This is a genomic window from Ruegeria sp. BI12 (assembly GCF_056537985.1).
In genome coordinates, this window is the sequence record NZ_JBQFSL010000001.1 from 1,137,628 (window position 1) to 1,159,781 (window position 22,154).

22 protein-coding genes are annotated in these 22,154 nt (G+C 58.4%); 13 read left to right on the forward strand and 9 right to left on the reverse strand.

Going from position 1 to position 22,154, the window contains the following annotated elements; translation table 11 throughout:
• The first annotated feature begins 3 nt into the window (after positions 1-3).
• Positions 4-951, forward strand: a complete 948-nt coding sequence (speB, locus tag ACR0AK_RS05910) for an agmatinase (RefSeq protein ID WP_480792692.1) — start codon at positions 4-6, stop codon at positions 949-951.
• 63 nt (positions 952-1,014) lie between these two features.
• A complete protein-coding gene (locus tag ACR0AK_RS05915) occupies positions 1,015-1,422 on the forward strand; it encodes a DUF1499 domain-containing protein (protein WP_058278155.1) in 408 nt (135 codons plus the stop codon).
• Here the strand turns inward: ACR0AK_RS05915 and ACR0AK_RS05920 are convergent.
• The gene (locus ACR0AK_RS05920) at positions 1,363-1,650 is read right to left on the reverse strand and encodes a hypothetical protein (RefSeq protein ID WP_082637102.1); all 288 of its coding nucleotides are present in this window, start codon (positions 1,648-1,650) and stop codon (positions 1,363-1,365) included. The genes ACR0AK_RS05915 and ACR0AK_RS05920 overlap by 60 nt on opposite strands.
• Before the next feature lie 63 nt (positions 1,651-1,713).
• Between ACR0AK_RS05920 and prfA the strand changes: the two genes are divergently transcribed.
• The 3 genes from prfA (at position 1,714) to ACR0AK_RS05935 (ending at position 4,442) form a co-directional block, all read left to right on the forward strand.
• The gene (prfA, locus tag ACR0AK_RS05925; RefSeq protein WP_480793639.1) at positions 1,714-2,769 is read left to right on the forward strand and encodes a peptide chain release factor 1; all 1,056 of its coding nucleotides are present in this window, start codon (positions 1,714-1,716) and stop codon (positions 2,767-2,769) included.
• Complete coding sequence (prmC, locus tag ACR0AK_RS05930) at positions 2,766-3,611, forward strand: peptide chain release factor N(5)-glutamine methyltransferase (protein WP_480792693.1); 846 nt, start codon at positions 2,766-2,768, stop codon at positions 3,609-3,611. The genes prfA and prmC overlap by 4 nt, the downstream gene beginning before the upstream one ends.
• 237 nt (positions 3,612-3,848) lie before the next feature.
• Positions 3,849-4,442 carry a DUF4167 domain-containing protein gene (locus ACR0AK_RS05935; protein ID WP_170556913.1) on the forward strand — a complete coding sequence of 198 codons (594 nt, stop codon included), beginning with the start codon at positions 3,849-3,851 and terminating at the stop codon, positions 4,440-4,442.
• Between the two features lie 60 nt (positions 4,443-4,502).
• Here the strand turns inward: ACR0AK_RS05935 and rsmA are convergent, their stop codons facing one another.
• From rsmA to lptG, 5 genes are all read right to left on the reverse strand, one after another.
• Positions 4,503-5,345, reverse strand: a complete 843-nt coding sequence (gene rsmA / locus ACR0AK_RS05940; protein WP_480792694.1) for a 16S rRNA (adenine(1518)-N(6)/adenine(1519)-N(6))-dimethyltransferase RsmA — start codon at positions 5,343-5,345, stop codon at positions 4,503-4,505.
• A gap of 84 nt (positions 5,346-5,429) precedes the next feature.
• A complete protein-coding gene (pdxA, locus tag ACR0AK_RS05945) occupies positions 5,430-6,395 on the reverse strand; it encodes a 4-hydroxythreonine-4-phosphate dehydrogenase PdxA (protein WP_480792695.1) in 966 nt (321 codons plus the stop codon).
• Positions 6,392-7,645: a peptidylprolyl isomerase gene (locus ACR0AK_RS05950; RefSeq protein ID WP_480792696.1), complete on the reverse strand. Its 1,254-nt coding sequence runs from the start codon at positions 7,643-7,645 to the stop codon at positions 6,392-6,394. The genes pdxA and ACR0AK_RS05950 overlap by 4 nt, the downstream gene beginning before the upstream one ends.
• Positions 7,636-9,798: an LPS-assembly protein LptD gene (locus ACR0AK_RS05955; protein WP_480792697.1), complete on the reverse strand. Its 2,163-nt coding sequence runs from the start codon at positions 9,796-9,798 to the stop codon at positions 7,636-7,638. The genes ACR0AK_RS05950 and ACR0AK_RS05955 overlap by 10 nt, the downstream gene beginning before the upstream one ends.
• A complete protein-coding gene (lptG, locus tag ACR0AK_RS05960) occupies positions 9,798-10,898 on the reverse strand; it encodes an LPS export ABC transporter permease LptG (protein ID WP_170556923.1) in 1,101 nt (366 codons plus the stop codon). Before lptG ends, ACR0AK_RS05955 begins: the two co-directional genes overlap by 1 nt.
• A gap of 240 nt (positions 10,899-11,138) precedes the next feature.
• Here lptG and ACR0AK_RS05965 point away from each other — a divergent pair, with 240 nt between their 5' ends.
• The 4 genes from ACR0AK_RS05965 to ACR0AK_RS05980 all read left to right on the forward strand — a co-directional run bounded on the left by ACR0AK_RS05965 (position 11,139) and on the right by ACR0AK_RS05980 (position 16,272).
• Positions 11,139-12,605, forward strand: a complete 1,467-nt coding sequence (locus tag ACR0AK_RS05965) for a leucyl aminopeptidase (protein WP_170556925.1) — start codon at positions 11,139-11,141, stop codon at positions 12,603-12,605.
• A 4-nt stretch (positions 12,606-12,609) separates the two neighbouring features.
• A complete protein-coding gene (locus ACR0AK_RS05970) occupies positions 12,610-13,068 on the forward strand; it encodes a DNA polymerase III subunit chi (RefSeq protein WP_480792698.1) in 459 nt (152 codons plus the stop codon).
• Positions 13,069-13,306: 238 nt separating this feature from the next.
• Positions 13,307-14,959 carry an adenylate/guanylate cyclase domain-containing protein gene (locus tag ACR0AK_RS05975; RefSeq protein WP_480793640.1) on the forward strand — a complete coding sequence of 551 codons (1,653 nt, stop codon included), beginning with the start codon at positions 13,307-13,309 and terminating at the stop codon, positions 14,957-14,959.
• A gap of 266 nt (positions 14,960-15,225) precedes the next feature.
• Complete coding sequence (locus ACR0AK_RS05980) at positions 15,226-16,272, forward strand: aldo/keto reductase (protein WP_480792699.1); 1,047 nt, start codon at positions 15,226-15,228, stop codon at positions 16,270-16,272.
• Between the two features lie 61 nt (positions 16,273-16,333).
• Here the strand turns inward: ACR0AK_RS05980 and ACR0AK_RS05985 are convergent, their stop codons facing one another.
• Positions 16,334-17,320, reverse strand: coding sequence for a GlxA family transcriptional regulator (locus ACR0AK_RS05985; protein ID WP_480792700.1), 987 nt, complete (start codon positions 17,318-17,320; stop codon positions 16,334-16,336).
• Positions 17,321-17,452: 132 nt separating this feature from the next.
• Between ACR0AK_RS05985 and bcoG the strand changes: the two genes are divergently transcribed.
• From bcoG to ACR0AK_RS06005, 4 genes are all read left to right on the forward strand, one after another.
• Positions 17,453-18,367, forward strand: coding sequence for a 3-dehydrocarnitine:acetyl-CoA trimethylamine transferase BcoG (gene bcoG / locus ACR0AK_RS05990; RefSeq protein WP_155150709.1), 915 nt, complete (start codon positions 17,453-17,455; stop codon positions 18,365-18,367).
• Positions 18,368-18,438: 71 nt separating this feature from the next.
• Positions 18,439-18,759 (forward strand): hypothetical protein, encoded by a 321-nt coding sequence (locus ACR0AK_RS05995; protein WP_480792701.1) that lies wholly within the window; start codon positions 18,439-18,441, stop codon positions 18,757-18,759.
• A gap of 8 nt (positions 18,760-18,767) precedes the next feature.
• Positions 18,768-20,234, forward strand: coding sequence for a carnitine 3-dehydrogenase (locus ACR0AK_RS06000; protein WP_480792702.1), 1,467 nt, complete (start codon positions 18,768-18,770; stop codon positions 20,232-20,234).
• Positions 20,231-20,992: an SDR family oxidoreductase gene (locus tag ACR0AK_RS06005; protein ID WP_480792703.1), complete on the forward strand. Its 762-nt coding sequence runs from the start codon at positions 20,231-20,233 to the stop codon at positions 20,990-20,992. Before ACR0AK_RS06000 ends, ACR0AK_RS06005 begins: the two co-directional genes overlap by 4 nt.
• Here the strand turns inward: ACR0AK_RS06005 and ACR0AK_RS06010 are convergent.
• Positions 20,989-21,171: a hypothetical protein gene (locus tag ACR0AK_RS06010; protein ID WP_170413914.1), complete on the reverse strand. Its 183-nt coding sequence runs from the start codon at positions 21,169-21,171 to the stop codon at positions 20,989-20,991. The two genes, ACR0AK_RS06005 and ACR0AK_RS06010, sit on opposite strands and share 4 nt — an antisense overlap.
• Positions 21,172-21,265: 94 nt before the next feature.
• The gene (locus ACR0AK_RS06015; protein WP_480792704.1) at positions 21,266-22,129 is read right to left on the reverse strand and encodes a helix-turn-helix domain-containing protein; all 864 of its coding nucleotides are present in this window, start codon (positions 22,127-22,129) and stop codon (positions 21,266-21,268) included.
• Between the last annotated feature and the right edge of the window lie 25 nt (positions 22,130-22,154).

Here is a 22,154-nt window from a genome sequence, read left to right on the forward strand (position 1 = left end):
GGCATGACAGACTTTAACCAACCGATCAGCGGCAATGATCTGGCGCGGTTTTCCGGGCCGAACACGTTCATGCGGTTGCCGCAGGCTGACTCGCTTGCCGGTTTGGATGTGGCCGTGCTGGGCATCCCGATGGATATCGGCACCTCTTGGAGGTCAGGTACACGGTTCGGGCCGAAACAGATCCGCAGCGAAAGTGCGATGATCCGGCCCTATAACATGGCCAATTCCGCAGCTCCGTTCGATAGCCTACAGATTGCGGATATCGGCGATCTGGCGATCAATACCTTTTCGCTGGCCGAAAGCCTGAAGATCATCAAGGAAAGCTATGATTCCATTCTCGATCAAGCGGTTATCCCGGTTGCGATGGGAGGTGATCATTCGATCACGTTGCCGATCCTGCGCGCCATTGCCGCCAAGCACGGACCGGTGGCGCTGGTCCACGTGGATGCCCATGCCGATGTAAATGATGAGATGTTTGGTGAGCGTGAAACCCACGGCACCGTCTTCCGGCGGGCTTATGAGGAAGGGCTCATTGTCCCGGACAAGACATTCCAGATTGGCATTCGCGGTTCGGGTTACGCCGCCAGCGATTTCACCGAAGCCAGGGACTGGGGCTTTCGTCAGTTCCCAGCGTGGGAGCTGTGGCAACAGAACCTTACGGAGATAGGCTCGCAAATCCGTAAAACGATTGGAGATCATCCGGTCTACATCACCTATGACATTGACAGTCTGGACCCTGCATACGCCCCCGGCACCGGCACGCCGGAAATCGGAGGGCTGACCACGCCGCAAGCGCTGCAGCTGATTCATGCGTTGTCCGGTGTGAAAGTAGTCGGATGCGATCTGGTTGAGGTGTCGCCGCCATACGATCCGTCAGGCAACACGGCGCTGACCGCAGCAAACCTGTTGTTTGAGCTGCTGTGCATATTGCCGGGCGTGACGTCACGGTAAAAGAGTTCGCACCTTGTCTGCCAAAGCGATCCGAATAAGGTCAGCGGAAGGGCTGGTCCGGGGATGAAAAAAATGGTGCTTTGGCTGATTGTTGTTCTGGTGATTTTGCTTGGAGCATACATCCGTTTTGCACCATCAGACCCGGCAAAATGGCATGTGGCACCGATTGGTGATCAGGACCGTGATCTTGATGGAGGTGTTGTCCGCGTGGTTGAAACGGGGCCGGATGGTCTACTGCGGCTGGATGCGTTCGCACGCGTTTCAGACCGAACATCAGTTCTGGCCGGGTCTGTTGATGAAGGGATGATCACCTACATCACACGTACGAAAGTGATCGGCTTTCCGGACTACACGACAGTGCAACAGGACGGAGACACGCTTCGCATCTATGCTCGTCTCAGGTTTGGCCGGTCAGATTTTGGGGTAAACCGCGCTCGTGTTGATGAGTGGCTTGCTCTGTTGCAGCCCTGAGGACAAGCAACCCTCCTGCACCTCGCGCCACATCGGTACGTTCAGGGACATCTGGCATTGGGCCATGAACATGCGGCCATCGACTTGCAGGCAGATCATCTCGCCCAGTTCGACGCGGGTTCCCGATTTGTCGGTGCAATAGCAGTCCTGAACCTTACCGCCGGGGCCGACGACGTCGGCCAGGGCAGGCGTTACGAGCAGCGTAAAAACAAGTATCAACCGTTTCATGTGGATTAGCCTAGCACACGGACGGGCCTTGACCAAAGGGCCGGATTGATAGACACCGCCCGGATGATCCCCGAAGAACGACTTGAACAGATAACCCAGCGATTCCAGTACCTCGAAGCGGCTATGGCAGATGGCGCGTCGGGTGGCGATATTGCGGCCTTGGCCAAAGAGTATTCCGACCTCAAACCGGTTGTGGATCAGATCATGGCATGGCGTCAGTTGGTGGCCGATCTGGCCGAGGCCGAGGTGATGTTGGCCGACCCCGACATGAAGGAACTGGCGGAAGAAGAAATACCGGCGTTGCAGACCCGTATTCCCGAAGCCGAACACGCCTTGCAACTGGCACTGTTGCCGCGTGACGCGGCTGATGCACGTCCGGCGATGCTGGAGATCAGACCGGGCACCGGCGGGGATGAGGCCGCGCTGTTCGCCGGGGACCTTTTGCGCATGTACCAGCGCTATGCCGAAGCGCGGGGATGGAAATTTGAGATCATCGAAGAACAGGCCTCGGATTTAGGCGGGATCAAAGAGGTCGTGGCCCATATCAAGGGCGAGAATGTCTTTGCGCGGATGAAATACGAATCCGGTGTGCATCGGGTGCAGCGTGTACCAGAAACCGAAAGCGGCGGACGCATTCACACCTCGGCCGCGACGGTCGCGGTTTTGCCCGAGGCCGAGGATGTGGATATCCAGATCGACGCCAATGATATTCGCATCGACACCATGCGCAGTTCAGGCGCGGGGGGGCAGCACGTGAACACCACAGACTCGGCGGTGCGGATCACCCACCTGCCAACCGGGATCGTGGTAACAAGCTCGGAGAAATCTCAGCACCGCAACCGCGAGATTGCGATGCAGGTACTCAAAACCCGGCTGTATGATCAGGAACGCCAGCGGATCGACAGTGAACGTTCGGCGGACCGGGCGAGCCAGGTGGGGTCGGGGGATCGGTCCGAGCGGATCAGAACCTACAATTTCCCGCAAGGCCGCATGACAGACCACCGCATCAACCTGACGCTTTATAAGCTGGATCAGGTGATGCAGGGCGATCTGGACGAGGTGATAGATGCACTGACCGCTGATGATCAGGCGCGACTGTTGGCGGATATGGCGCAATGATTGCGGCGCTGACAGCGGCACAGGCGATGGTCTCGGCCACGGCGCGACTGCGGGCGGCGGGTGTGGCCGACCCGGCGCGAGACGCCCGGGTTTTGTTGGCCCACGCGGCACGGATCGAAGCCAGCCGGGTCACTCTGATCGCGCCCGAAGAGCTGTCACCAGAGATTGCTGAGCGTTATGATCAGCTGATCTCTTTGCGTGCGGTGCGTGTGCCGGTATCTCATCTGTTGGGTGAGCGCGAGTTTTACGGCCGACGCTTCCGCGTCAGCCGCGATGTGTTGGACCCACGTCCGGAAACCGAAGCTCTGATCGAAGCCGCGCTCAGCGAACCGTTCGATCATGTTCTGGATCTGGGGGTCGGATCAGGTTGTATCCTGATCACGTTGTTGGCCGAACGGACCAGCGCTTCGGGCGTGGGCGCGGATCTGAGCGAGGCCGCCTGCCTGCAAGCCAGCGCAAATGCTGTGCAGCATCAGGTCCAGAGCCGGGTGGAAATCCTGCAATCCGACTGGTTTCAGAATATAGACGGTCAGTTTGACCTGATCGTTTCGAATCCCCCCTATATTTCTTTGTCGGAAATGGACGACCTTTCACCAGAAGTGCGCGAGCACGAGCCGCGACTGGCGTTGACGGACGAGGGGGACGGGCTGGGCGCTTACCGTCGCATCGCGGCGGGCGCACCGGATTTCCTGCTACCGGGCGGTCGTCTGCTTGTAGAAATCGGGCCGACACAGGGGCGCAGCGTTGCAGCATTATTCGAGTCGGCAGGCCTGACGGCCACAGGGATCGCCCCCGATCTGGATGGACGTGATCGCGTCGTTTTTGCCAGAATGCCGCGATAACGCGTCAACATGAGGCCGAAATACGCCGATTGATGTAAAAAAGCTGCGAAATTTTGGACAACCCCCTTGTCTGCACGCACAGGACGTGTTTACTCAGGATCAGTCGGAGGGCTGACGCTGTTTCAGCGGGCCCCGGACGCCAAGCCCAAAATAGTCGACATCGCGTCACAGCTAAGCGTTTGAGCAGTGCAGGATGCGAGTTGATCGACAGTGAATGACAAGGCTGACGTAAAGTAGATGAGATCTTCCAAATCCCGCTCTCGGGCAAAGAACAACCGCAATCGTCCCTCTGGGGGCAACGTCGTAAACCGGGTTTTTGACAGCTCGGGACCTGAAGGCAAGGTGCGCGGTACGCCCCAGCAGATTATCGACAAATACAACCAGTTGGCGCGCGACGCCCAGCTGTCCAATGACCGTGTGGCCGCCGAGAACTTTCAGCAGCACGCAGAACACTATCTGCGCCTGTTGAGCGAGGCACAGCGCGAAATGGAAGCGCGCCGCGAAGAGCAAGACCGCCAGAACCGCGAGCGTCAGGCCGAGCGTGACCGCGAACGTGCCGAGCGGCAGGAACGCGAAGCCGCCGCCCGTCAGGCAGACCCGGCCGAAGCGCCGCAGCCGGACGTGATGGATTTTGCGCCCGAGCCAGCCGCTCCGGAATCCGGTCTGGTTGAAACGCCAGAGAGCAAGGATGCCGCTGCTGCGGCCGCTGAGGCACCAGCGAAAAAAGAAAAAGCTCCACGCCGCCCGCGTACGCGCAAGCCAAAGGCTGCGCCAGAGGCGGCAGAGGAAACGCCAGCAGGCAACGGTGATGCACCGGAAGCGGCTGAGTAATTTTCGCCACAGAATTAATAAAGCCCCGGAGTACGTTCCGGGGCTTTTTCTTTTGGCTGGTTAGCTATTTTGAACTTCTCGGGCCAAAGCACAGAATGCTTCAAGCGGGACTTGTTCAGCCCGCTCTGTCGGTTGAATTCCCGCAGCGAGCAAACGGTCTTCGATATCCGGGGCTACGCCCTTGAGCGATGCGCGCAGCATTTTGCGGCGCTGGTTGAAGGCCGCTGCAACGACACGCGATAGGATCCGGGCATCCGCCGGATAGCGCGGCTCGGACAGGGCGGTCAGATGCACTACAGCGCTAGACACCTTTGGTGGTGGCGTGAATGCTCCCGGTGGAAGGGACATGGCGATGCGCGCTTCAGCGCGCCATTGCGCAAGGATCGCAAGGCGGCCATAGGCTTTGCTGCCAGGTTGAGCAACAATGCGTTCTGCGACTTCGCGCTGAAACATCAGAGTTAGGCTTTGCCAGAACGGTGGCCATTCGGGCGGGGTCAGCCAGCGCACCAGCAGCTCGGTGCCCACATTATAAGGCAGGTTGGCAGCGATGCGGATCGGTGGCGTTAGATGCGCCAAAGGGTCGATTTCCAGCGCGTCACCGTTGATGACTTCCAGCCGACCGGGATAGGCGGCGGCGATGTCGTGCAGAGCGGCGATGCAGCGCGTGTCTTTTTCGACTGCGACCACCTTGCGCGCGCCTTCGGACAGCAGGCCGCGAGTCAGACCCCCGGGGCCGGGGCCAATTTCCAACACGTCGCATTCCGTCAGGTCGCCTGCCTGACGCGCGATCTTGGCGGTCAGGTTCAGGTCCAGCAGGAAATTTTGCCCCAGCGATTTGCGCGCCGAGAGCTGATGTGTCGCGATAACCTCGCGCAGAGGGGGAAGGGTGTCTATTGCGCTCATGATCTGATTACCGTGGCGCGTGTCCGGTGGGAAACGCCAGTGCTTTTTTGCCTCTGGCGGGGATATTTTCAGCCAGACGAAGGATCAAGCGCTTTGTGCCATCCGTTGGGCCAGTTTCAGCGCTTCGATCAGGCTGGTGGGGTTTGCTATGCCTTGTCCGGCGATATCCAAAGCCGTGCCATGATCGGGCGAGGTGCGAATGAAGGGCAGACCCAGGGTCACATTGACGCCGCGGTCGAAATCGAGCGTCTTGATCGGGATCAGCGCCTGATCGTGATACATGGCTATTGCAGCGTCGTACTTTTCCCGGGCGGCGGCGTGGAACATCGTGTCCGCCGGATGTGGGCCAGTTGCGGTGTAGGTATCGTTTGGCAATTCGGAAACCAAAGGGGCGATCCAGTCCAGTTCCTCATGCCCCATCTTGCCACCTTCGCCCGCATGTGGGTTCAGGCCGGCAATGGCGATGCGGGGATGGGTGATACCAAACTGACGGCGCAGGCCTTCGGCGGTAATGGCGATGGTATCGCGCAGGAGATCCGGCGTGAGCTCTGATGGAACGCGTGACAGCGGGATGTGGATTGTTGCAGGGACTACGCGCAGTTGGTCGCTGGCAAGCATCATGACAACGCGCTTGCGCCCCGCGAGGGCGGCAAGAAATTCGGTATGGCCGGGATAGGCGAAACCAGCCCCGTCGATCAGCGCCTTTTTGTGGATCGGTGCGGTGCACAGTGCAGATGCTGCGCCGGATTGCACCAGTGATACACCGGTTTCGATGGCGTCGATAACGCTTGGCGCATTGGCGGGATCAGGTTGGCCCGGTGCATTTGTCGCGGGAAAGTCCAGTTGCAGAACGGGCAGGGCGTCAGCGCAGATGTCGTTGGCCTGTATCGGATTATTGATCCGTTGCGTGGGGATGTCTGCGGGCAGATGCGCCGAATCCCCGATATAAAAAAACGGACAGCTCGTGCGCAGTTCCGACCAGGCTTTGGCGGCGATTTCTGGGCCTACCCCAGCAGGATCACCACAGCTGAGCGCGATGGGCGCGGTCATTGCTCGACGATCGTTGCGTCGGCGCGAAGCTGTTCGATCAGGCTGTCGGCAAATGCCTGCAGACGTTGTTGAGTAAGGGCGTTGGCCACATCCACGCGTGTGGTGTCCTCGCCGCGGTCCAGAGTTCGTGTGCACAGCATCAGGAACTTGAGTGTCTGGCCGTTGTTCCCCGTCAGGGTCGTCGAAACTTCGTTCAGGTCCAGCTTGGACAGTTCAAGTGCCACGTCACGCGGGATCTCGGACGGGCTGGCGTCGATACGCTGCAAAACGCCTGCGGGTTGGCCCTTGGCGATGCCGTAGAGGTCGTCGCAGTTATCAATCTGTTCGCGCAGTTGGGCGGCGCGGGCAAGGGTTTCGGCACTGCGCCCGCCAGCCATGTTGTAGACTGCATAGTCGATCTTGGAATAACGCGGTGCACTGCTGCTTACTTCACGTAACCCACGCATTTGGAACAGAGCGATGGCATTGGGCAGCGACAAGGGTTGCGTGATGTCTCCGGTTTTGAGACCGAGAATCACGGGCTGCAGGGCAGGGGGCAGGTCGGTCAGGTTCAGCCATTCCAGTCTTCCGCCATCATTACGCGTACCCGCTGCCGAATATTGCGTTGCGGCCGAAGAAAACGCATCGAAACCTTCAAGCTGCGCAATCTCTTCAGCCAGCAATTCGGCTTGGGCCAAAGTCTGAGGTGTGACTGGAATAATGATCTCTGACATCAGAACCTGGAGGCCACCGCTTCCGGCTTGCCCCATGGCCCGGTTGATCTCGTCTTCGCTGGGTCTGGCTTGTGATAGAAAGCGCGCACTGACGAAATCCCGCCACGACAACTGATCCGCGACGAAATCCCGGACCGTTTCGGGGGATACACCCGAGTCGCCCAGCAATTGCAGGAACTCTTCCGTCGAAAGACGGCCACGGGCGGCGAATTCATCAATGCCTACCTGAATGTCTTCGGGCGCGACTTCGATTCCCGCGTCGCGCATGGCCTGTTTGCGCAGCCTTTCCTCGATCAGCGCTTCGCGAACTTCGTCCTCGGACGCGCCGGGGGCACCTAGAACGGTCAGGAATTGTTGGCGTTGGTCAAGTTCGTACCAGGTGACGATGTCCTGGTTAACCTTGATAGCAGGGGAAAACAGGCTCTGGGCCTGGCTTTGACCAGTGGACAGCGACAGCAAGGCAGCAGCCAGTGCCGGTGCAACCGGTTTTAGCCAACCGGAACGAATGAATCGCGAGAAACCTGAAATCAACTGCATCTTCTCTTGTACTGTTGGCCGCCACCCTCGACGGAGTAACCTGTCAGGGCTACGGTAAACCCGAATTCTGTCGAAGGCTCAATACTTGATGATGAGGTAAATCGCCTGCTGACGGTCATGTTAACCTTTACACACTCATTCTGGTACGTGACGCCCAGCCCATAACGGATTGGTTCGGATTCGCTGAGGTCATAGCGCGCATAAGCCTGCGTCAGCCAATTCTGGTCAACAAGGTAGCGTCCATCCATCCGGATTTCGGAGATCTCATCATCCACGTTCTCCGCCGGATCCGGCTCTTGCCAGACATAGCTGCCGTTAATGCCGACAATCGGCTTGTTCCAGCCCGCGCGAACTTCGGCTTTGGCAAAGCTGAAATCCCCATTCAGAAGGCCACGCCCTGCCAGGGACCAGCCATTTGCGGTTTGCAATTGACCGGCCAGCAAGACATCAGACGCGGTGCCCTGAAGGCCTGACGTCAGGTTGAAGTTGGGGTCAGCGGTCGAGCGGAAGACCTGACCGACGGTAGCAAGCGCACGCCAGCCATTTGCGCCATAGCGCGCCCAATTGACCCCGAATACCGCAGTCGCGCCGTCTTCGCGGCGATCCGGGGCCGGGAAACGGGACAAGGCCAACAGGTTGCCCTGATCGAATTCCTGAAAGGTGCTTTCGTCATTGGGTACGTCCTGGTCGGTCACATTCGTCCAACCGATTTGCGCAATGGGCTCTAGCACTTGCGTGGCGCCGGATTTCTCCCGGCGAGTCATCGGATATCGCAGCGTGAGCGCGGCGCGCGGGGCTGCGCGTGTCACCCGGTCGGGGTACTGGCTGTCATCCCGGATGTCGAAGATATCGACCGATGTCCCGAACCGGGCATCGGCCCTTAGACCGGACGCGAAAATCCAGCTGCGCATCCAGTCCGCATCGAATGTTGCGCGCGCGACGTCGCGGCCAACGACATCCTGATCACTGGTGCGGGTGTGATTGTGGGCCACAAAGCCCAGCCGCACTTCACCGCCGATAGAAGAGGGAAAATAGCGTTTCTGGAAATACAGGTCGAAAATCCGCGATGGGATCACTTCCTCATTTTCGCTGTCACGCAGGGATTTGTAATGGATGAAACTGGTGCGGAAGGCGGTATCGCGTTTGATCCGCTCAAGTGCGATTTCGCTGCGCAGCCGGTCAAAGTCGGGCAGGCCATAGTCGGCGAGATAGGCGTTGTCTGACGTCGTCTTCAGATCAAACAGAAGGCGGAAGTCGTTGTTCAGGTTGAAGAAACCGTTAGCAAAAAGGTATCCCCGATCCTCATTCTCTTGCAGGTCGTCGCGAGTGAAAGCGCCGTTCAACTCGATCCGTCCACGCTTGAACGCCTGGCGATAGCGATAACCAAGTGTTCTTGTTTTCCCGGAAATATAAGGGGTAAGCGTCAGGTCCCTGTGGTCGCCAAGCTTAAAGAAATACGGCACCTGCACGCCAGTTCCCAACTGCGACGTGGTGCGAATAGATGGCACAAGGAAACCAGTCGCGCGATCCAGAGTCGGGTCGGGTAGGCGCAGATAGGGGAAGTAGAAGACTGGAAAATCCAGTATTCGGAACTGTGCCCCTTCGAAATACAGCTGACGCTCCAATTGGTCATGTGTCACTTTGCGGGCGCGGATTTGCCACAGCGGCGGTTTCCCATTGGCGCAGACGTGGCAGGACGTGGCCGAGACCTTGCTGAACTGTGTGTAACGCCCCCCGGCGCGTGCGGCTTGGACCGAGGCGATCTGAACCTGCTGATCGAACACCATGCGGGCTCCGATCAGAAGACCGTTCATGATCCCGTCATCCAGCTCGGCAGAATCGGCCAGCATCGTGGTCGCGCCGCCCTGATCAATGCGCACTGGGCCTTCCAGCGACAGATTGCCTGTTTCGCGATCATATGTGATGCGCGTAGCCGTTACCTTGATGTCGCCCTGGAAGGCTTCGACATTGCCTTCAGCTACCAAGTTACGCTCGGGCGTGATAAAAATTCGGTCGGCTACCAGCAGGGCGGGCTCATCTTCTTGCGCGGTACCCTGCGCCGCATCCGCGTTGGTCTGGGATTGCGCGATTGCGCCTGCGGGCATCACCAGCGCGACGGCACCGGACAGCAGCAAACTGGTAATAAGCCGCATCAGCCGTCCTCCGCATGGAGTAAAAGGCCGAGGGACAGTAGAATGGCTGCAAAGGGCGGAGCCCAGGCCGCGACTAAGATAGGCAATTGACCGTTTTCCCCTAGAATTTGGGCAAAGTTGCGAATGAAGTAGATACCGAAGCCCAGCAGAACGGCGGTCAGAACCGCGATCCCGGTGCCGCCAAATCGGACGTGGCGCATGGTGAATGCCGCGCCTATCAGAACCATCGACATCAAGAACAGGGGCCGGGCGAGCTGTACCTGTAGCCAGACCTCGTATTGCTTGGTGGAAAATCCGGCCTCACGCAGGTCGCGGATTAGTTCCGGCAAATCGTACACCGAAACGGAGTCCTGTTCGCCAAGTGTGTCTAAGATCCGTTGGCGGGTGAGCGAGGTCGGAACCTCAAGCCGCTCATGTTCGGTGGCGTGGGTTTCAGGATTCACGCCACCTTCCAGCGACCAGATCTTTGCATTGGTCAGGATCCATGTTCCGTTTTCCAGGTCAGCCCGATCTGCCACGATCTGCTGGGTCGGAGTGCCATCTGGAGCGAAGGTAATGATCGTCACCTGATTAAGGGTAAACGTGTCCCCGTTCGATGTGTCCTTGGCGTGAATCACCGATTGACCGTTGGCTGAACCCTGCCGCAGCCACAAACCCTCGGCGCTGATCGACAGTGTTGAACCGCCATTGTTTTTGTAGGACTCAGCAAGCCGTTTATATTCTTCCGATGTTGCAGCCGCGATGGGATTCAGCATTCCAACGGCCATAGCGCCAATGATCACTGCGATCACCACAGGAGCTAACAGCGCGCGGATGCCAGATCGGCCAGTGGCGCGGGTGACGACCAGTTCCGAGCTACGGGCCAGCCCGATAAATAACGCGATCGTGGATAGGATAACGAGCAACGGCAGCATTTCGCTGATCGCGGCAGGTGTGTTCAAAAGGGTTAATTGTAGAAGCTGACCAAAGGACAGATTGGCTTCGTCAAATCGGCGCACCTGTTCGATCAGGTCGATCAGAATCATCAGCGCCAGAAATATGCTGCCGATGACCAGAAAGCTTTGAATAAATCGGCGGGCGAAGTAGCGGTCAAGGATCACGTAGGACCTCCTGCCGAAAATGCGCTCTGGCAGCCCGTGGCCAGGTGCAGACCAGAATCACCGCTGCACGCATTAGTGCGCGACGGCCTATGCCCGCTCTGTCTTGCCAAAACCTTCTCCCCCGAGCCTGTCGGATTTTTTCCGGGACTGTAATGCAATTGCGAGCCGGGGAAAACTGCTATCTGGTCAAGCCGCGCGGCGCGGGCTAGGTCTTGGTGAACTGATTTTGAGGAGTTTGCAATGAGCAGTCTTGTACCGATCCTTTTCCAGGCCCCCGATATGGATGCGATGGCGCAAGCCGAAGGGCGTGTGGCCATTATCATACCGTCCGACGGCAAGATGAATCCTGCTGCGCGGCGTGCAAACCGTCTGACCCGCGGCGCCGTTGCGCGGCTTGTCGAAAGCGAGCGTTTCGAAAAGGTAAAATCCGGTGACGTGATCTCGATGGCATGGCCCGGCGGCATGACGGCCGAGGCGCTGGACGTTCTGGTTCTGCCACGCCGTCCGGAACCAGCCGAAGCGCGAAAGGCCGGTGCCGCGCTGGCAAAACTTGCGGGCAGCAAGGATCTGCTGGTGATGGCCGGCAATCAGGTCAAGGCCGAGGATTTGGCTATGGGCATCGCGCTGCGTAGCTATGACTTTGACGCGCACAAAACCAAGGAATCTGACAAGGCCGGTTCGGTTACCATAAGCCACCAGAAGGCCGATGAGGTCGGGGCCGCGTTTGAGCCGCTCTACGCCGTAGCTGACGGCGTGCGGATGACCCGCGATCTGACCAACGAACCTGCTAACGTCCTGACCACCACCGAATTCGCTGATCGTCTGGACGAGATGAAAGCACTGGGCCTTGAGGTCGAAGTGCTGGAAGAGGACAAGCTGGCCGAGTTGGGCATGCGCACTTTGCTGAGTGTCGGGCAGGGGTCTGTCAGCCCGTCAAAGGTTGTGGTGATGCAGTGGAACGGCGGCGACAAGGATGACGCGCCGCTGGCTCTGGTCGGCAAAGGTGTCGTGTTCGACACCGGTGGCATCTCGCTGAAACCGGCGGGCGGTATGGAAGACATGACCATGGACATGGGCGGAGCGGGCGTCGTTGCCGGCACCATGCGCGCATTGGCCAAACGTAAGGCCAAGGCCAACGTTGTCGGTCTGGTCGGTCTGGTTGAAAACATGCCTTCGGGCAATGCAACCCGGCCAGGCGACGTTGTTAAGTCCATGAAGGGCGACACGGTCGAGATCATCAACACCGATGCCGAGGGTCGCTTGGTTCTGTGCGACGTGATGTGGTACGCGCAGGAGCGTTTTCAGCCGGTGGGAATGGTCGATCTGGCCACCCTGACAGGTGCGATCATAATCGGGCTGGGTCATGAGAATGCCGGTGTCTTCTCGAACAATGACACATTCTGCAATGCATTCCTGAAAGCGGCAGGCGCCGAGGATGAAGGTGCGTGGCGGATGCCTTTGGGCGAGGCTTACGACAAACAACTCAAGTCGCGGATTGCTGACATGAAGAACGTCGGTGGACGCCCGGCTGGCTCGATCACTGCTGCCCAGTTCCTGCAACGTTTTGTCAAAGAAGACACGCCGTGGATTCACCTGGATATCGCCGGTGTGGCTTCGGTCTCATCCGAGACGTCCTACGCCCCCAAAGGCGCGACTGGCTGGGGCGTTCGCGCGCTCAGCCGTTTTGTGCAGGACAATTTCGAGTAAGCTGATGGGTGCCGTCTATTTCTATCACCTGACCCGCCAGCCGCTTGAGCACACCTTGCCGGTGCTGCTGGACAAGGCGCGGCAGGCCGGGTGGAAGATCGCCGTGCGGGGCACTGATCCCGCACGGTTGGACTGGCTTGACGAAAAATTGTGGTTGGGACCCGAAGAAGGATTCCTGCCACATGGTCGGGCAGGCGGCCCGCACGATGCTGCGCAGCCGATCCTGCTGACGACCGAGGCGCAGGCCGCCAATGACCCGTCCTGTGTCATGGCGGTGGACGGCGCGCCGGTCGACCCTGATGAGATCAAGAAGCTGGACCGTGTCTGCATCTTGTTTGACGGTAATGATAGCCACGCCGTTCAGCAGGCACGGGGACAGTGGAAAGCTCTGACGGGCGCGGGATGTTCCGCCCAATACTGGTCGGAGGAATCCGGACGCTGGGAAAAAAAGGCCGAGGCCTGAGGCACAATTCGCCGACCGACGTCACACTGATCAATTGCGCACGAGTGTATGACTGGGAAGGGCTCAATGACCGTTTTGAGCCCAAAACGGTCGCGCTTTCTGGATGGGACCTCTTTGCTCTGACTACCGGGCTGACATTGCTCTCTCTACAAGCTAGTTTCCAACAAGCGGGGAGAGAAACATGGAAAAGAGGCTTGCTGCGGTGCTGGCGGCTGATGTCGCCGGATACTCGGCGTTGATGGATCAGGATAGGGACGGCACACTCAAAGCGCTCAAGGCTTTCCGTGAGGATCATCTAATACCCGCTTTGGCAGCCCATGATGGACGACTGATCAAAAGCATGGGCGACGGATGGATTGTTGAGTTTCGCTCCGCATCAGCCGCGACAGAATGCGCGATTGCTGTTCAGGTTGCTGAGCGACCGCAGGAAATCCAAATCCGCATCGGCATACATACCGGGGAAGTCGTTTCGGAAGGCGATGACATATTCGGTGACGGTATCAACATAGCTGCCCGTCTCGAGGCATTAGCGGAACCCGGGCAAATATTGATTTCAGACACCGCACATAACAGCCTAGACAGGAATGCTGCCGCCTCGTTCTCTGGCGGCCAGCACGCCGAACTGAAGAACATTGCCCGCCCCGTTGGCGTGTGGCAGTGGCCTGTCGGTTCGGCGGCTACAAGTCCAACTGTCAAATCGGAGAAACCCGGTATTGCTGTGCTGCCGTTTGACAATATGTCGGGCGACACTGAACAAGAGTTTTTCGCCGATGGAATTACCGAGGACATCATAACAGAGTTGTCTCGGTTTCGTTGGTTGATGGTCGTGGCGCGAAACTCGTCTTTTACATTCAAAGGAAAGAGCACTGACATTCGCGAAGTTGGGCAGGCGCTCGGCGTGCGATATGTGCTTGAAGGGTCTGTGAGGCGCGCAGGCCAGCGTCTGCGGATAACAGGACAGTTAATTGATGCAGAGAATGGCAGCCATATTTGGGCCGATCGTTTCGATGGGATGCTGGACGATGTTTTTGACCTTCAAGATCAGGTCACACAGGACGTTGTCACGGCAATCGAACCGTCCGTTCGCCATGCCGAGACGGTTCGCGCTCGGGCTAAACCGACAGAAAACCTCGACGCGTATGAACTTTACCTCCAGGCTCAGTCACATTTTCACCTGCTGACCGACCAAGACAACCGTGAGGCCATTCGCCTTACACGTCTGGCGTTGGAGCGCGATCCTGATTATTCGTCGGCAGCTGGATTGCTTGCGTGGCTGCATATCCAAAGGATGGTGCAGGGGCTGAAACCGATTGACGAAGGGCCGAAGGCCGCCGTAGCCGCAGCAGAACGTGTATTGTTAAGTGATCGAGCGGATGGAATTGCGTTGGCTTACGCCGCACACTCGATCTCTATGCTTGCACAAGACTTGCCGCGAGCTCGCGCAGTTTTTAAACAAGCACTAGCCGAAAATCCAAATGCTGCGACTGTTCACATGCTCGCTGGCATAAACCTGAATTTTCTCGACAGACCCGAAGAAGCCCTGGAACACGCGACACACTCGATCAATTTAAGCCCAAAAGATCCGATGCGGCACGCAGCCTATGTCGGGCAAGCCTCCGCATTTTTCCAACTTGGGCGTTACGCCGAAGCTGTAGAGGCCAATCGAAACGCCTTGGCCATTAGGGCGAAATTCGTGATTACGCATCTCATGCTCATCGCATCCTTGGCTCAAAACGGAGACCTTGAGTCAGCAACGGCTGCGGTATCTGAACTGAAGGAACTTCGTCCAGATCTCGACATTAAAGAACAAACGAAACTCCCCATATTCAGCGTTCCCGAATGCTCGGAGCAATGGCGGGATGGATGGCTAAAAGCTGGCCTTCCAATCTGAGAAAGCAAAATCAAGCAGGCGATCCAATCCAACGGCTTCTTCCGCAAACCGGCCATTGGAAATGTCTTTCCCTTCGAAAACAACTGCTAGAATACCCGTTTTATGGTGGCATACAGTGCCGTGGGATACTGCTGACATTTCTCCACTCTTGGGATTGGACCGGCGCAAAACTGTATACCTGTTGCACTTGAATTGAACGCGTTCGCCCTTGCTCTGGCAATTCCCTGCTTTAGGGTGCGCAGCGTTGCGAGCGGAAGGAATTTGAGATGAAAAAGAACCCATTGGGGCGCACTGGTATTGAAGTGACGGATTTGTGCCTTGGCACCATGACATTCGGCACGCAGACCTCTGAGGCGGATGCGCATACGCAGATCGACATGGCACTGGAAGCCGGGCTCAATTTTATTGACGCGGCTGAGATGTACCCGGTGAACCCGATCTCTAAAGAAACCGTGGGTCGGACTGAGGAAATTCTGGGCAATTGGATCGCGGCAAACCCTGCTCGGCGAGGGGAGTACGTTCTGGCGACCAAGCATTCGGGTGCTGGCTTTACCCATGCCCGTGACGGGGCACCGATCTCCGCACGAACGATCCCCGAGGCGATCGAGGGATCTCTGCGTCGGTTGCAAACGGATTGCATAGATCTGTATCAATTTCACTGGCCCAATCGCGGCAGCTACATGTTTCGGCAGAACTGGGAATATGCGCCTACCGGTCACAACACCGACGAAGTGTTGAGAAATATGCAGGAATGCCTTGAAGCCCTGCAAAAGCAGGTCGACAAGGGCAATATCCGGGCATTCGGCCTGTCGAATGAAAGCGCATGGGGCACCGCGCAATGGCTTCGATTGGCCGAGGAGACTGGCGCGCCGCGGGTCGTTTCGGTTCAAAATGAGTATTCGCTGCTTTGCCGCCATTTCGACACCGACATGGCCGAGTTAAGCGTGCACGAAGACGTCGGCTTGATGGCATTTTCTCCGCTGGGGGCGGGGTTTCTGACCGGCAAGTATCAGGACGGAGCGGTTCCCAAGGGTTCGCGCATGGATCTGGTTCCGACCATGGGCGGGCGCAAATACGAACGTGTGTTTGGGGCCGTGGATGCCTACCTGGAAATCGCGCAGCGGCACGGACTGGACCCGGTGCATATGGCGCTGGCGTGGTGTCGGACGCGGCCGTTCATGATGTCCGCCATTTTTGGCGCGACCACAGTTTCGCAGCTGGCGCATATTCTGGACGGCAAGGACCTGCAATTGGGGGATGACGTCCTTAAGGACATCAGCACGGCGCATCGCGCGCATCCGATGCCCTTCTAGGGGTTCTGCGCCCGACCCGCTTTGCGTGCCCCCTGGGGGGTAGCCAGATGAATGGGGGCGGTCAGTGATGTGTGGGCTGGATTCTGTCCTGACGTAGGTCTCTCGCCGACTGACCATGGGCGGTGCGGAAGGCACGGGCAAAGCTGGATTGTGAGGCAAATCCCGTAGCGAGTGCTACGTCCATCAGGGGCATGTCAGTGTCGGTGACCAGACGGCGGGCTTCGGCCAGGCGCAGTTGCAGATAGTGGTCCTGTGGCGTCGTATTCAGGCGCAGGCGGAACTGTTGCTGCAGGGTACGGGGGCTTGTGCCCAAGGTATCGGCAATGTCGGCCAAGGGCAGAGGGTCCTCCAGTGACCTTTCCATTAGCGAGTTTGCCTTTGCTGTCAGCGCCGTGTGGCGGTGCGGCGCGCCTGTACGGCTTTGCGGTTTCGAGGGTTCGGGCGCACCTTCGTAAAGGAACAGGCCGGACACACGAGCGGCAAAACCTGCGCCGTGGCGCGCGGCGATGATGTGCAGCATCATCTCGACTGCCGGGATCGCGCCGCCAGATGTGAGGCGGTTGTCTGACACGGTGAACCGGTCAGGGCGAACATCAACTTCGGGGAAGCGGTTCGCGAAATTTTCCAGATCTTCCCAGTGTGTCGTAGCCGAGTGACCGTTAAGAAGGCCGGCTTCTGCCAGCAGCCACGGGCCACCGTCGATGCCGGCCATAGTGGCTCCGGTGGCTGCAATCCGGCGTAGACCTGCCAGCAGGCTGGGTGTGGCGTGGCGGGCAAGCTGGAACCCGGCAACGACGATCATCAGGTCGCAGCTCTGTAGTCGTGCCAGTGGAATACCCGGAACATTCAAGGCGCTGGTCAGCATCGCTGGTTCGGAAGTGGCCGTCACATAATCCCAGTCAAAGGCCGGGCGGTCTGCCAGACGGTTGGCGGCGCGCATCGGATCAACGGCCGAGGCAAAGCTGAGCGTGTTGCATTCATCCAGAACCAGTACGGCCGTTTTCAGGGCGCGATGTTCGGGCTGCAATATGTTTTTTGCGGATTTCATCAAGTTCGATTCGCATTCTGGCAAGTTGTTTCCACAAGGCTGCGTCAGAGTTGCGGGTAACGCAAATCGGAATCCGGGGAGAAGCCTGAGGATAACTTGGGTCAAAACCGGGTATAAGTTGGGGAAAACACCATGCCACTGGAAATGAACCGCGAAGTCTTCATCACCTGTGCCGTCACCGGCTCGGGCGGAACGCAGGATCGCAGCCCGCATGTACCACGTTCACCGAAGCAGATTGCAGAAAGTGCGATCGCGGCGGCCAAAGCCGGCGCGGCTATCGTGCATTGTCACGTACGCGACCCCGAAACCGGCGCGCCCAGCCGCCGGTTGGACCTGTACCGCGAGGTAACCGACCGCATTCGCGAGGCCGAAGTAGACGTGGTGCTGAACCTGACAGCAGGTATGGGCGGTGACATGATCTTTGGCCCGACAGAATCTCCTTTGCCGTTGAACGAGGAAGGTACCGACATGATCGGCGCAGCCGCGCGGGTCGAGCATGTGGCCGAGTGTCTGCCCGAGATCTGTACCTTGGACTGCGGTACTATGAACTTTGCCGAGGCAGACTATGTCATGACCAACACGCCGGGAATGTTGCAGGCGATGGGGCGGATGATGACACATTTGGGCGTGAAGCCCGAGATCGAAGCCTTTGACACCGGCCATCTTTGGTATGCCAAGCAATTGGTGAAGGACGGCATTCTGGATAGCCCGGCTCTGGTTCAGTTGTGCATGGGCGTGCCGTGGGGCGCACCGGATGATCTCAACACCTTCATGGCCATGGTCAACAATGTCCCGGATGACTGGACGTTTAGCGCGTTCGCGCTGGGACGAAACCAGATGGCCTATGCGTCGGCTTCGGTGCTGGCTGGCGGGAACGTGCGCGTCGGGTTGGAAGACAACCTGTGGCTCGACAAAGGCGTTCTGGCGGAAAACTGGCAACTGGTCGAGCGCGCGAACACCATCGTTTCCAACATGGGTGCGCGGGTGATCGGTGCGCAGGAAGTGCGTGAGAAGCTGGGGCTGGTGAAGCGGGCGCCGAAGGGTTGAAGCTTTCCCTTGTATAGTTTCGCAAAGCCAAGACACCGGGGCATCAACTGAAGGAATGACTTGTGAAAGTGATGTCGCGGTGTTTGGTGCTTGTCGGAGCAGGATTTCTAGCGGCTTGTCTTCCAACGGATGACAAGGCGGAGGCTGATCCAGCCCAGAATCAACGGCAGGCTTGCGAGGACAAAGGCGGAACTTACGAGGTTGCGGGCAAAGCCCAGCAGTATGTGTGCATCCTGCCGTTGGCAGATGCGGGCAAGACCTGTGAAACCGGTTCGGACTGTGACGGCTTTTGCCTGTCCGAGACCAAACAATGCAGCGCGGTCACGCCGCAGTTCGGGTGCATTCCGCATCTGGATGAGACGGGGCGCGAGCTGGTGATTTGTATCGACTAGGAAAAGATATGACAAAAACAGCAGCTATCATCGGTGGTGGTGTGATCGGCGGCGGATGGGCCGCCCGGTTTCTGCTTAACGGCTGGGATGTCCGGGTGTTCGATCCGGACCCAGAGGCCGAGCGTAAGATCGGCGAGGTTCTGGACAATGCACGGCGGTCTCTGCCGGGGCTGAGTGACGTGCCATTGCCGGCTGAAGGCACGCTGACCTTCCATGATGAGATGGCAGACGCTGTACAGGGGGCCACATGGATTCAGGAAAGCGTACCTGAGCGGCTGGACCTGAAGCTGAAGGTCTATAAAGGCTTGCAAGAGGCATGTGATGCGGAAGCGATCATCGGCTCTTCGACCAGCGGGTTTAAGCCATCCGAATTGCAGGAAGCGGCGCTGCGTCCCGAACAGATCCTTGTGACGCACCCGTTCAATCCGGTCTACCTGCTGCCTTTGATCGAGCTTGTGCCCACCGAGAAGAACCCGCCTGAAATGGTGGTGCATGCGCAAGAGTTATTGAAATCGGTCGGGTTCTTCCCGCTGCACGTCAAAAAAGAAATCGATGCGCATATTGCTGACCGGTTCCTCGAAGCTGTTTGGCGTGAGGCGCTGTGGCTGGTCAAAGACGGTATCGCAACCACCGAAGAAATCGACGAAGCGATCCGCATGGGCTTTGGTATCCGCTGGGCGCAGATGGGTCTGTTCGAGACCTATCGCGTCGCCGGCGGTGAGGCCGGGATGCGGCATTTCATGGCGCAGTTTGGTCCGGCACTAAAATGGCCGTGGACCAAGTTGATGGACGTGCCCGAGTTTACCGACGAATTGGTCGACATGATTGCGGATCAGTCGGACGCACAATCCGGAATGCACTCGATCCGCGAACTGGAGCGTATCCGCGACAATAACCTTGTTGGCATGATGCGGGCGCTCAAGGCGCAGAACTATGGGGCCGGTGCTGTTCTGAACCAACATGACGCCGCGTTGAAACCGGGTGCTTTGCCAACGATGGAGCAGGCCGATCTGAGCCAGCCGATCCTGACACTGGCGCGTGCAGTGCCGTTGGATTGGACGGATTATAATGGCCACATGAACGAGGCCCGGTACCTTGAAGCCTTCGCCGCCGCGACCGACCGCTTCATGGAAATCATGGGTTGCGATGCGGATTACATCGCCTCTGGAGGCAGCTATTTTACCGCTGAAAACCACATCCGTTACGTCGATGAAGTAAAGGCTGGCGCGAAGATCGAAGTGCGCACGCAGATGCTGTTGGGGCAGGGCAAGAAACTGCACGTGTTCCACTCTATGTATGAAGGCGAAAAGTTGTTGGCCACGGGTGAAAGCTTTTTGCTGCATGTCAGCCTGGAAACCCGCCGCCCAAGCGTACCTTCAGCCGAGATCGAAGCCGCCATGGCTCGGATCACTGAGGCGCAGGCTGGATTGCCCTATCCGGAAGGTGCGGGTGCAGCGATCCGGAAACCGGCATGAGTGGGCGCGTTCTAATCACGGCCGGCGCGTCAGGCGTTGGTCGCGCCATGGCCGAAGCCTTCGACAATGCCGGTGCAAATGTCTGGGTGGCCGATGTCGACCCGTTAGCCCTTGCAGAGTGCCCGGCCCATTGGCAGCGCTCTGAGGTGAATGTCGCGGATGAGGATGCCGTGACTGCCTTGTTCAATGACATCGAGGCACAATGGGGCGGGTTGGATACCCTGTGCGCAAATGCCGGGATAGCGGGGCCGACGGCCTCGGTCGAAGATGTTGAGCTGGGCGATTGGCGCATGTGTCTTTCGGTGAACCTGGAAGGGGCCTTTTTGTGCGCCAAATACGCGTCTCCAATTCTGAAACGACAAGGCAGCGGCGCGGTGGTCATTACGTCTTCGACTGCGGGACAATACGGTTATCCCAATCGCGCGCCCTATGCGGCGGCGAAATGGGGGATGATCGGGCTGGCTAAAACGCTGGCGATGGAGCTAGGCACACACGGGGTGCGATGCAATGTCATTTGCCCAGGCGCGGTTGAAGGCCCGCGGATGGAAGGCGTCCTGCAGCGCGAGGCCGATGCCAAAGGCATGACACGGGATCAGGTCTATGAGGGATACGCCTCGGGCACCTCAATGGGCCGCTTTGTCGAAGGGCACGACATTGCCAATATGGCTGTATTCCTCGCATCGGATTCAGCCCGATTGGTGTCGGGGCAGGTGATTGCCGTCGACGGGCATACGGTCAACCCCGACCCAAAGGTTTAACCCTGATTGGGGCCGCGAATCTGGCGGATGCTCTGCCGGACTGCCTGCCAGTCACGTGCTTGCTGCATATTCCCGGCTGCCTTGCATTCGCGCATTTTCTGCGCTGCTTCGGCCTCTGCCTGATCTCCATGCGCCGTATAAAGCGCCCGTGCATATTGAGCGGTTTTTAGTGCGTCCATTCCTATGGTCCTCCGTCTGTGATCGGATCGCTCGAAGGTTCGCGCCAAGTGACGATATCACAGGTTGGCGGCTTGCGCATCCATGGGACCGTTATCAGGCGGAAATCGTTGACCGCAGCTGCCTGAGATGTTCGGGAAAATCTCGTGCCGTTACATCCGCTTCGCGCACCAAGGTATCGAAATGACGGGTAAAAGTTTCAATTCTGTCGCGGTCCCGAAAGGCCATATAGTGGCTGCCTGCGTAAAATACGCACAGCAACGGGCCGAAAATCGTGACTGGTGCAGAATAAAGTCGCTTGGCGTCGAAAAGATAGATGCGCATACGGGGATAGAGTTGATCACTCAGGTCTAACAGGTGGTCGATCTGGTCTATCCGGATTTTTGGGCACAAGCCTTCGTAGTAGCCCGTCGCGCGGGCAAAACTGTCGATCTCATACAGTGGCATGGCGATTTCATAGTCCGATTGCGCGCTACGCATCCAAGTCAGCCTGTCTGCCGACGCGCCGATGGCCTGATCTGCTGTGCGTCCCAGATGCGGGGCGTATTCCCATTCCAGCACAGCTCGGGTCTTCAACATGTCAGGCAGAGTGGCCGGTACATAGCGAACCTTGTAGCCTGCAGCCTCTTTGTGCCATTCGAAAATCCGTTCGTCGACCAACGCGCGCGGCGCTTTTGTCATACTTAGAGAGCTTGCCAAAAGCTCGGCCGCGCTTTCGGGCCGGTCCGACAGGCTCAGCAACCAATCCGCCGAAACGCCAAGCGCCGATGCGCAACTGCCAACGACATGCGCGTTCGGCAGGCGGGCGCCTTCGCCGGTCAAAAGCTGCGAAACGGTTGACCGATCCACACCTATGCTTCGGGCCAGCGCACTTTGCGTGACGTGCTGCTCTTCCATGGCGCGCGCAAGGCGTAGTCGAAACTGCGCAGCTCGGTCTCTTTTGTCGATCTTATCCTGCATGTGATGATAAATATCACGTATGATG

Bases quoted from the DNA above. Each gene is read 5' to 3' on its own strand.
- rsmA (WP_480792694.1), bottom strand. From the start codon at position 5,345: ATGAGCGCAATAGACACCCTTCCCCCTCTGCGCGAGGTTATCGCGACA.
- ACR0AK_RS05920 (WP_082637102.1), bottom strand. From the start codon at position 1,650: ATGAAACGGTTGATACTTGTTTTTACGCTGCTCGTAACGCCTGCCCTG.
- ACR0AK_RS06010 (WP_170413914.1), bottom strand. From the start codon at position 21,171: ATGGACGCACTAAAAACCGCTCAATATGCACGGGCGCTTTATACGGCG.
- ACR0AK_RS05965 (WP_170556925.1), top strand. From the start codon at position 11,139: ATGAGCAGTCTTGTACCGATCCTTTTCCAGGCCCCCGATATGGATGCG.
- ACR0AK_RS05950 (WP_480792696.1), bottom strand. From the start codon at position 7,645: ATGCAGTTGATTTCAGGTTTCTCGCGATTCATTCGTTCCGGTTGGCTA.
- ACR0AK_RS05970 (WP_480792698.1), top strand. From the start codon at position 12,610: ATGGGTGCCGTCTATTTCTATCACCTGACCCGCCAGCCGCTTGAGCAC.
- ACR0AK_RS05955 (WP_480792697.1), bottom strand. From the start codon at position 9,798: ATGCGGCTTATTACCAGTTTGCTGCTGTCCGGTGCCGTCGCGCTGGTG.
- prmC (WP_480792693.1), top strand. From the start codon at position 2,766: ATGATTGCGGCGCTGACAGCGGCACAGGCGATGGTCTCGGCCACGGCG.
- ACR0AK_RS06000 (WP_480792702.1), top strand. From the start codon at position 18,768: ATGACAAAAACAGCAGCTATCATCGGTGGTGGTGTGATCGGCGGCGGA.
- ACR0AK_RS05915 (WP_058278155.1), top strand. From the start codon at position 1,015: ATGAAAAAAATGGTGCTTTGGCTGATTGTTGTTCTGGTGATTTTGCTT.
- ACR0AK_RS05975 (WP_480793640.1), top strand. From the start codon at position 13,307: ATGGATCAGGATAGGGACGGCACACTCAAAGCGCTCAAGGCTTTCCGT.
- speB (WP_480792692.1), top strand. From the start codon at position 4: ATGACAGACTTTAACCAACCGATCAGCGGCAATGATCTGGCGCGGTTT.
- ACR0AK_RS05995 (WP_480792701.1), top strand. From the start codon at position 18,439: ATGTCGCGGTGTTTGGTGCTTGTCGGAGCAGGATTTCTAGCGGCTTGT.
- ACR0AK_RS05985 (WP_480792700.1), bottom strand. From the start codon at position 17,320: ATGAAATCCGCAAAAAACATATTGCAGCCCGAACATCGCGCCCTGAAA.
- ACR0AK_RS06015 (WP_480792704.1), bottom strand. From the start codon at position 22,129: ATGCAGGATAAGATCGACAAAAGAGACCGAGCTGCGCAGTTTCGACTA.
- ACR0AK_RS06005 (WP_480792703.1), top strand. From the start codon at position 20,231: ATGAGTGGGCGCGTTCTAATCACGGCCGGCGCGTCAGGCGTTGGTCGC.
- pdxA (WP_480792695.1), bottom strand. From the start codon at position 6,395: ATGACCGCGCCCATCGCGCTCAGCTGTGGTGATCCTGCTGGGGTAGGC.
- ACR0AK_RS05980 (WP_480792699.1), top strand. From the start codon at position 15,226: ATGAAAAAGAACCCATTGGGGCGCACTGGTATTGAAGTGACGGATTTG.
- bcoG (WP_155150709.1), top strand. From the start codon at position 17,453: ATGCCACTGGAAATGAACCGCGAAGTCTTCATCACCTGTGCCGTCACC.
- prfA (WP_480793639.1), top strand. From the start codon at position 1,714: ATGATCCCCGAAGAACGACTTGAACAGATAACCCAGCGATTCCAGTAC.
- ACR0AK_RS05935 (WP_170556913.1), top strand. From the start codon at position 3,849: ATGAGATCTTCCAAATCCCGCTCTCGGGCAAAGAACAACCGCAATCGT.